At 34.1% G+C, this 8,900-nt stretch carries 9 protein-coding genes; 6 read left to right on the top strand and 3 right to left on the bottom strand.

Going from position 1 to position 8,900, the window contains the following annotated elements:
• From B3L86_RS01215 to B3L86_RS01195, 5 genes are all read left to right on the top strand, one after another.
• The coding region (locus tag B3L86_RS01215; protein WP_291114119.1) for a hypothetical protein at positions 1–1,414 on the top strand (1,414 nt) is incomplete at its 5' end.
• A 69-nt stretch (positions 1,415–1,483) separates the two neighbouring features.
• Positions 1,484–2,059, top strand: a complete 576-nt coding sequence (locus B3L86_RS01210) for a hypothetical protein (RefSeq protein ID WP_291114117.1) — start codon at positions 1,484–1,486, stop codon at positions 2,057–2,059.
• Between the two features lie 90 nt (positions 2,060–2,149).
• Entirely contained in the window at positions 2,150–2,485 is a 336-nt protein-coding gene (locus tag B3L86_RS01205; protein ID WP_291114114.1) for a T9SS type A sorting domain-containing protein, read from the top strand.
• 96 nt (positions 2,486–2,581) lie between these two features.
• The gene (locus B3L86_RS01200) at positions 2,582–3,574 is read left to right on the top strand and encodes a T9SS type A sorting domain-containing protein (protein WP_291114111.1); all 993 of its coding nucleotides are present in this window, start codon (positions 2,582–2,584) and stop codon (positions 3,572–3,574) included.
• 67 nt (positions 3,575–3,641) lie between these two features.
• Positions 3,642–4,622 (top strand): acyl transferase, encoded by a 981-nt coding sequence (locus tag B3L86_RS01195; protein ID WP_291114108.1) that lies wholly within the window; start codon positions 3,642–3,644, stop codon positions 4,620–4,622.
• 33 nt (positions 4,623–4,655) lie between these two features.
• On the opposite strand, the gene tyrS is transcribed toward B3L86_RS01195, so the two are convergent.
• Positions 4,656–5,963: a tyrosine--tRNA ligase gene (tyrS, locus tag B3L86_RS01190; RefSeq protein WP_291114105.1), complete on the bottom strand. Its 1,308-nt coding sequence runs from the start codon at positions 5,961–5,963 to the stop codon at positions 4,656–4,658.
• Between the two features lie 139 nt (positions 5,964–6,102).
• Between tyrS and B3L86_RS01185 the strand changes: the two genes are divergently transcribed.
• Positions 6,103–7,116 carry an NAD-dependent epimerase/dehydratase family protein gene (locus tag B3L86_RS01185; protein WP_291114102.1) on the top strand — a complete coding sequence of 338 codons (1,014 nt, stop codon included), beginning with the start codon at positions 6,103–6,105 and terminating at the stop codon, positions 7,114–7,116.
• On the opposite strand, the gene B3L86_RS01180 is transcribed toward B3L86_RS01185, so the two are convergent.
• Complete coding sequence (locus B3L86_RS01180; RefSeq protein WP_291114099.1) at positions 7,094–7,513, bottom strand: DUF4296 domain-containing protein; 420 nt, start codon at positions 7,511–7,513, stop codon at positions 7,094–7,096. The two genes, B3L86_RS01185 and B3L86_RS01180, sit on opposite strands and share 23 nt — an antisense overlap.
• A 39-nt stretch (positions 7,514–7,552) precedes the next feature.
• Positions 7,553–8,893 carry a dihydroorotase gene (locus B3L86_RS01175; RefSeq protein ID WP_291114096.1) on the bottom strand — a complete coding sequence of 447 codons (1,341 nt, stop codon included), beginning with the start codon at positions 8,891–8,893 and terminating at the stop codon, positions 7,553–7,555.
• Positions 8,894–8,900: the final 7 nt, after the last annotated feature.

Here is an 8,900-nt window from a genome sequence, read left to right as displayed (position 1 = left end):
CATGAAAAAAAATCTAATTTATTTTGCTAGCTTTATATTCTCTTTGCTAGTTATTACAGCTTGTAGTTACGATGATGTACCGCCAATTACAATTATTGTAGAGAACCCGGGAACTACTCCTAATCCAGATGAAGAATATGTTGAACTAATTGGAAATCTTCCTACTCAAACGTTAACAAAAGACAATAAATATTTAATTAAAGGACAAGTTTTTGTTAGAGAAAACAATGTATTAACTATCGAACCTGGAACTGTTATTTTTGGTGATAAAGGAACCAAAGGAACTTTAATTATTGACAGAGGTGGTAAAATTATTGCAGAAGGTACTGCTAACGAACCAATCGTAATGACATCAGCACTTGCACCCGGTTCAAGAGATCGTGGTGACTGGGGTGGTTTAGTAATTTTAGGAAGAGCACCTGTAAACCAAGCAGATCCAGTTATTGAAGGTGTTACGCCAACCGTAGTTTTTGGTGGAAATGACAACAATGACAATTCCGGAATTTTGAAATATGTACGTGTAGAATTTGCAGGTATTGAATTAACTCCAAATAACGAAACTAACTCAATCACATTAGGTGGTGTTGGAAGCGGTACCGTTATGGATTACTGTCAAGTTTCTTGGGGTGGTGATGACGGATTTGAGTGGTTTGGTGGTTCTGTAAACTCAAAATACTTAATTGCTTTTGGTATGTGGGATGACTGTTTTGATGTTGATTATGGGTTTACAGGTAAAGTACAATTCGGAATGTCAATTCGTTACGGAAGTTATGCTGATCAATCCGGATCAAATATTTTTGAAACTGATAATGGTCCAAATGATAACTTAACAACTTTGTTAACTACAGGAGTATTCTCTAACATTACAGGTATCGGACCGAGATTAACAAATTCTCAATCAATCAATGGTAACTACCAACATGCACTTGATTTAAGAAGAAGAACGGCTTTAACCATTGCTAACTCAGTTTTTGTGGGTATGCCAAGAGGTTTGAGAATGAACCAACAATCAGTTTATGATAACTATAACAACGGTACAGGTTCACTTTTAAACAACGTAATGGTAGCTCCAACTACAACCTTCTCAGTTGGAACAGGTATGACAGCTACAGCTGCAACAGTTCAAACACTTTGGAATGCAACAAACGAAACTATTACTGATACTGACTTAGCTGTTGTTTATGCTCAATTAGGTTTAAATCAAAATATTTTCTTTGGAACTAACACAAGTACAGGTTATACTCAAAACCCAACGTTTACTGTAACTTCAGGTACTTTAACAACAGGAGCTTCTTTTGCTGACCCTAAATTAGCTGATCCATTCTTTACACCAACAACTTACAGAGGTGCGTTTGGAGCTACAGATTGGACTGATGGATGGGCTGAATTTAACCCTATCATGAAAACCTATTAATATTTTTTTATAGCTTTACATAAAAAAGAGCTTAATCTTTAGATTAGGCTCTTTTTATAATTAAATACCATGAAACATTTCTATTTATTACTTACATTACTTTTTTTAATTGGCTGTAAAAAAGAAGCAATCAATACAAACCCAAACTCTTATTTAAGTGAATTGGAACAAAAAAATTTTAATTATTCCATAATTCGCTACACCGGAAGATTAGCTAAAAAAGCTACACACAAAACAAAATTTGAAAACAAATTTGACCAAGAATACTTGGCTCTTGCAGAAGCTTCAGATTTAGTTTTTTATTATCCGGACTCAAAAACCGGAGAAATTTATTTTGCAATAACTAAAATTGCTCCAAGTTTAAAAATCAAGAAAGTGGCCACTGTTGGAAAAATGAAAAAAGATGCTTCCGGAACCATTGAAATGTATGAAGAAGCATTCAGAACATGGAAAATGGAGGAAGAAGAATTAATGCAAAAAACAAAATTGTTGTTTTTGAAATATATAAATGGAGAAGACCTTTCACCCTATTATACCAAAAATTCGCAACCTGAATTTTATATTGAATTTCCGGATGAAAATACATACTTTGATTCTAAAAAAAGAATTTGGATTTCAAACATTAGTTTAAGCCCACAACAATAAGTACGGTTTCCCGCAAATTTTGTTGCAAAAGCACAAAAGTTGGTATAGTATTTGAAATATTTTATATCTTTACACATCCAAATCAATGAAATGGTAAAAAATTACGCTACTATACTTGTTCTGTTGTTGTTCTTGTTTGCTTTCCATAGTAATGCTCAAGACAGCAAACAACAACCTAGACCTCAAGAGACTACTATTGAGGGGCTTAACTTTTACCCTAACCCGGTTAGTAACGGAAAAATTTATATTACCTCAAAATTATCGTTAACCAAAGAAGTTACAGTGTATGATGTTTTAGGTAAAATAGTGCTGCAAGCTAATATTTCTTCAAAAGAGATGAACGTATCAAGTTTATCTCCCGGTGTTTATATGATAAAAATCAAAGAAGGAGAGGCAACAGCAACACGGAAATTAATTGTTAAGTAACTCTTTCTTATTAATTAATGTTAGTTTTACATTGAAAATTTTACATTTATCAAAATACTAAGTATCTTTGTTACAAAATTTATAAATTCATTTAATATGAAAAAACTTTACTTTTTAACTTTATTATCAATTGGTAGCTTAGGTTATTCTCAAGTTACACTTCCTCATTATGATGGAATGGATTACCCTTCTGGAACAGCACTTCAAAATCAAACAGGATGGACAGCATTAAACACTGGAGACGATTTAGAAATAGTTACAGGTAGTTTAAATTATTCTGGACTTCAAGCTTCAACAGGAAACAAACTAGCTTTTGGCGGAGCGGGAATTGATGCTGGAAAAGATTTTACTTCACAAACAGCTAATACCGTGTACTTTTCTATATTATTGAATGTCACAGACCTAACCGCGACTACCAGTACTACAGGAGGTTACATAGCAGGTTTTGTTCAAGGTACAGGCACAACTTTTGGCGGTACTCTATGGCTTAATAAAGTATCTGAATCAACGTATAACATTGGGGTTAACCCTAGAACCACTGCTGCAAATACAGTTTATTCTTCAGCTACATACAATACAAATACTACGTATTTGGTTGTAATAAGTTATACTTTTGTTGATGGCACTGGCAATGATGTTGTTAAAATATGGATTAACCCTAGTTCACTAGGAAGCACTGAACCAACAGCAAATGCGACAGCTACTAACACCGGAACCGACTTAACTTCTGTAAGTCGCCTTTTAGTTAGACAAGGATCTGCTACTGATACTCCTAATGTTGAATTAGATGAATTCAGAATTGGAACTACTTGGGCTGAAGTTACACCAGAAGCTACGGCAAACGTAAACGATAACGCCATTGCAGGTTTGAAAATTTATCCAAATCCAATTGCAGGAAATACACTTTATGTAAGCTCTGATTTGTTTGGCGAAAAAACGGTTGCGGTTTATGATGTTTTAGGAAAAAGAATCCTTTCCTCTAAAGTAGCAAACGATGCTGTAAACATTGGTACTTTAAACAAAGGTGTTTACATTGTAAAAGTTACTCAAGAAGGAAAAACAGCTACTCGTAAGTTAGTAGTTCAATAATCCAACGCTTTATATTTTAAAAGCATCAACGAAAGTTGGTGCTTTTTTTATTGCTATTTTTGCAGCTATGAATCCCTATCCCGACCTATTTTCAATCAGTAGCCAAAAAGAATTTGAGAAAATTACACTCAAAGTTTTTCGGCATCAGTATGATCATAATCAAGTGTATCAAGATTTTTGTTCGTTATTGAAAAAAGATAAATCCAACGTTAAATCAATAGAAGAAATTCCGTTTTTGCCCATTCAGTTTTTTAAAAGTTATGAAATTCTGAGTTCGCAAAATCCTACCCAAGAAACATTCACCAGTAGTGGAACAACAGGAGCAACCACAAGTAAACACTTGGTAACTGATGTAAATTTATACGAACAAAGTTTTAGAAAAGCGTTTTCACAATTTTACGGAAACATTGAAGATTATGTCGTTTTAGCCTTGCTTCCTTCCTATTTAGAACGTGATGGCTCGTCGTTAATTTATATGGTCAATGATTTGATAGAAGGTTCTAATCATCCTGAAAGCGGATTTTATTTGAATAATTATGATGCATTAATTCACAAACTAATTGAATTGGATTCATCCGGTCAGAACGTTCTTTTAATTGGAGTGACGTATGCTTTGTTGGATTTGGTTGAAAAGCAGTCCTTTCAATTAAAAAACACTATTGTCATGGAAACCGGCGGCATGAAAGGCAAACGAAAAGAAATGATTCGTGAAGAGTTGCATGCTATTTTGTGCAGTGGTTTTGGCGTTCCAACAATTCATTCCGAATACGGTATGACCGAACTATTATCACAAGCGTATTCGTTAGGAAATGGTGTTTTTGAATGTCCGCCTTGGATGTCCATTCTCATTCGTGACACCGAAGATGCGTTGACGTATGTTGATTATGAAAAAACAGGCGGCATCAATGTCATCGATTTGGCCAATATTAATTCCTGTTCCTTTATTGCTACACAAGATTTGGGAAAAAAATATCCCAACCATTCATTTGAAGTGTTGGGACGTTTTGATAGTAGTGATATTCGGGGGTGTAATTTGATGGTGGTTTAACCGTTACGAGTATGAAAGTTACGAGTTACGGGTTTAAACTGCTCTCAAAATAAAATAGGTTTTCTTTCCGCGTTGCAATAAAACGAATTCATTGTTGATTAAATCGTTGGTTGAAAGCGAGAATTCTTCTGTTACTTTTTCACGATTCACCGAAATCGAATTTTCTTTTAAGGCTCTTCTTGCTTCACTATTAGAGGATAAAAACCCTGATTTTCCGGCTAACGCATCCACAATGGTAATTCCGTTTTCTAAATCTGTTTTTGAAATTTCAGCTTGTGTAATTCCGTCAAAAACATCTAAAAAAGTTTGCGAATCCAATTGTTTTAAATCATCCGAAGTTGAATTTCCAAACAAAATATTTGATGCTTTTACTGCTTTTTCATACTCTTCTTTTGAATGTACAAAAACTGTAATTTCTTCGGCTAATTTCTTTTGTAACAAACGCAAATGCGGTTCTTGTCTGTGCTTTTCAATCAAATCCTCTATCGTTGCTTTATCTAAAAAGGTAAATATTTTAATATATTTTTCAGCATCTTCATCCGATGAATTAAACCAAAATTGGTAGAATTTATACGGCGATGTTTTATCGGCTGTTAACCAAACATTTCCACCTTCCGATTTTCCGAATTTAGAACCATCCGCTTTGGTGATTAATGGTGTGGTTAACGCAAAAGCTTTTGCTCCTTCGTCTTCGGTGTTTACGTTTAATCTACGAACTAATTCTGTTCCCGTAGTGATATTTCCCCATTGATCGGAACCGCCCATTTGTAGTAAACAGTTGTAATGTTTGTGTAAATGATAAAAATCGTAACCTTGAATTAATTGATACGTGAATTCCGTGAATGACATTCCTTCACCATCCCCTGAAAATCTTTTCTTGACCGAATCTTTCGACATCATGTAATTCACCGTGATTCGTTTCCCCACATCGCGAGCAAAATCGATAAATGAGAAATCTTTCATCCAATCATAATTATTCACCATAATTGGAGCATTGGGATCCGTTGCATTAAAATCTAAAAAGCGAGATAAAACTGCTTTTATTCCTTCTACATTTTTATTTAAAGTTGCTTCGTCCAACAAGTTTCTCTCATCTGATTTGCCGGAAGGATCACCAATCATTCCTGTAGCTCCGCCAACTAATGCAATTGGTTTGTGCCCAAAGTTTTTAAGATGAACCAACAAGATGATTTGCACCATGCTTCCAATGTGCAACGAGTCGGCAGTTGGGTCAAATCCGATATAGGCTGTCGTAGCTTCTTTTAGCAATTGCTCTTCAGTTCCCGGCATCATGTCGTGAAACAATCCTCTCCAACGTAATTCTTCTACTAAATTTTTCATGTGTGGATTTTATTGATTTTTAAAGATCCGATGTAATCAGTTATTATATTGGCGATTTCATCAAAAAAATAATTTTGGCAAAGATAGTTTTAATTCGATAATTTGAAAATGTAGTACAGAAACATTTATCTTTGTTTTTATGAATTTAGTTACAGGCGGAACCGGCTTAGTGGGTGCTCATTTATTACTTCATTTACTTCAAAAGGGTGAAAAAGTTCGGGCTTTGTATCGCAACGAAAAGAGTATTCAAAAAACAATCGCTTTTTTTAAAGAATCAGACAGTTTAGAAAGGTTTGATGAAATAGATTGGATTCAAGGTGACATAACTAACATTCCTTCGTTAGAGGTTGCTTTCAAAGACATAAAATATGTATATCATTGTGCAGCTCTAATTTCCTTCAATAGTAAAGATGAAGAATTACTTAGAAAAACAAACATTGAAGGTACTTCAAATATGGTTAATTGTGCTTTACATTTTGGCGTTGAAAAGTTTTGCCATGTGAGTTCTATTGCGGCTTTAGGTGACCCAATAAATGGCAGTTATGAAATTGATGAAAACTGCGAATGGAATCCGGAAAAACACCATAGCGATTATTCCATTTCAAAATATGGTGCAGAAATGGAAGTTTTCAGAGCACAACAAGAGGGATTAAAAACCATAATTGTAAATCCGGGGGTAATTTTAGGAAGTGGTTTTTGGGAGGTCGGTAGTGGCAAAATATTCAAATCTGTTGCAAAAGGAAATCGATTTTATACCGATGGTACTTCCGGTTTTATTGCTGTAGAAGATGTTGTTGCACTATTATTTTTGCTCATGAAAAGTGAAATTCAAAACGAAAGATTTGCTTTGGTATCCGAGAATATAACCTATAAAATGCTACTGGATTGGATTGCAGAAGGGATGAATAAAAACAAACCTACTATAAAAGTTGGCTCTATGGTAACACAAATTGCTTGGCGATTTTCTTTTTTATTGGGCTTATTGGGAATAAAAAAATTCGTGATAACAAAAGATTTGGCCATTTCGCTGCATAATAAATCCATCTACTCTAACAAGAAAATTAATGAAGCTCTATCACATGATTTTATTCCAATAAAAGCGTATTGCAAATCATTAGCTTCAAAATATGCTATTCACCATCGAGTTTCTTGAGTACTTTCTTCTTAATATTCAGAATTGAATCTCTAGAGATAGGTTGTAAAGCAGATTTTTTACTTTCTTTTTTTAATAATGTGTCTACTTCTGATTTATTCTGTTCTATTCTACTTAATACTTTCTCATAGATTTTTCCATATTCTTTAACATCTGAAGCATAATATTTGTTATTTTGAACAAACTCCAAACTATCAATATCGTATTTTACATATATATAAGTATATGGATCTATGTTTTTATCTTCCAAGAAAGACGGATTGTTATTTTTAATAGCTTCCAAAATGGTTAAATCATAAATCATATCAACCATTTGCTCTTTAGAAAAGAGTTTCTCAGGTCTTTCTATTTCGTCTTTACAACTTGATAAAAACAAAACACAAACTATGAGTGACATGATTTTTTTCATAAAATACGCATGTAGTATTTGAAACTCTTATCTATTAAATAACAATCTTTTTCCGGCTAGCAATTTATCATTTACCTGTCCATATTCATAAACCAACTTACCATTCACAAAAGTATGGCTAATTTGTGATTTAAAAGTAGTTCCTTCAAAAGGAGACCAACCACATTTATATAAAAGTGATTCTTTAGTCACGTGCCAAGGATTTGATGGATTGACCAAAACCAAATCAGCAAAATAACCTTCTTTTATAAAACCTCGTCTGTCTATGTTGAAAATTCTTGCTGGGTTGTGACACATTTTTTCTACAATTTTTTCAATTGGAATTTTTCCTTGATGATAAAACTCAAACATAGCAACAACGGCATGTTGCACTAAAGGCCCGCCAGAAGGTGCTTCCAGATAACTTTTGCTTTTTTCTTCAAGAGTATGAGGTGCATGATCGGTTGCAATGACATCAATTCTATCATCCATTAAGGCCTCCCATAAAGCGGTTCTGTCTTCCTCTGTTTTTACGGCTGGATTCCATTTGATAAAATTTCCTTTGGTTTCATAATCTGCATTGGTAAACCACAAATGGTGAATGCAAACTTCGGCTGTAATACGTTTTTCTTCTAACGGAATTTTATTGGTAAAAAGTTCCATTTCTTTTGCTGTTGACAAATGAAAAACATGGAGTCGAGCTCCCGTTTTTTTGGCCAACTCAATTGCTTTTGATGATGATAAATAACATGCTTCAGCACTTCGTATCAAATGATGATCCGTTACTGGAATTGCATCCCCATAACGCTCTTTGTAGTTTGCTAAGTTATTTTGTATAGTTGTTTCATCTTCACAGTGAACCGCAATGAGCAATTCGGTACTTGAGAAAATAGATTCGATAATTTTGGGGTTGTCCACCAACATATTCCCGGTTGACGAACCTAAAAACAATTTTATGCCGGCAACAGTTTTGGGATTGGTTTTCAAGACTTCTTCTAAATTATTGTTAGTACCGCCCATCATAAACGAATAATTAGCATGAGAAGTTTGTGATGCAATCACATATTTCTCTTCTAATAATTCTTGAGTTACAGCATTGGGAACAGTGTTAGGCTGTTCGATGAAAGAAGTAATACCCCCGGCAATAGCAGCTTTACTTTCAGTAAAAATTGTTCCTTTGTGCGTCAAACCGGGTTCTCTAAAATGAACTTGATCATCGATGGCTCCGGGAATTAAATAATGTCCTTCCGCATCAATAATCTTTGCATCATGAGATCCACTTATATTTTTGGCAATTTGTGAAATGATTTCACCTTCTATCAAGACATCTCCCTCAAAAATTTTATCCTCTGATACTATCTTAGCATTTTTTATAAGTGTAGTTGCCATTTTATAT

The organism is Flavobacterium sp. UBA6135, from assembly GCF_002428305.1.
GTDB lineage: Bacteria > Bacteroidota > Bacteroidia > Flavobacteriales > Flavobacteriaceae > Flavobacterium.
This window is presented reverse-complemented; position numbering and strand designations above follow the sequence as displayed.

Coding starts and splice junctions, on each gene's coding strand:
- B3L86_RS01210 (WP_291114117.1), top strand. CDS start 1,484: ATGAAACATTTCTATTTATTACTTACATTACTTTTTTTAATTGGCTGT.
- B3L86_RS01205 (WP_291114114.1), top strand. CDS start 2,150: ATGGTAAAAAATTACGCTACTATACTTGTTCTGTTGTTGTTCTTGTTT.
- B3L86_RS01200 (WP_291114111.1), top strand. CDS start 2,582: ATGAAAAAACTTTACTTTTTAACTTTATTATCAATTGGTAGCTTAGGT.
- B3L86_RS01195 (WP_291114108.1), top strand. CDS start 3,642: ATGAATCCCTATCCCGACCTATTTTCAATCAGTAGCCAAAAAGAATTT.
- tyrS (WP_291114105.1), bottom strand. CDS start 5,963: ATGAAAAATTTAGTAGAAGAATTACGTTGGAGAGGATTGTTTCACGAC.
- B3L86_RS01185 (WP_291114102.1), top strand. CDS start 6,103: ATGAATTTAGTTACAGGCGGAACCGGCTTAGTGGGTGCTCATTTATTA.
- B3L86_RS01180 (WP_291114099.1), bottom strand. CDS start 7,513: ATGTCACTCATAGTTTGTGTTTTGTTTTTATCAAGTTGTAAAGACGAA.
- B3L86_RS01175 (WP_291114096.1), bottom strand. CDS start 8,893: ATGGCAACTACACTTATAAAAAATGCTAAGATAGTATCAGAGGATAAA.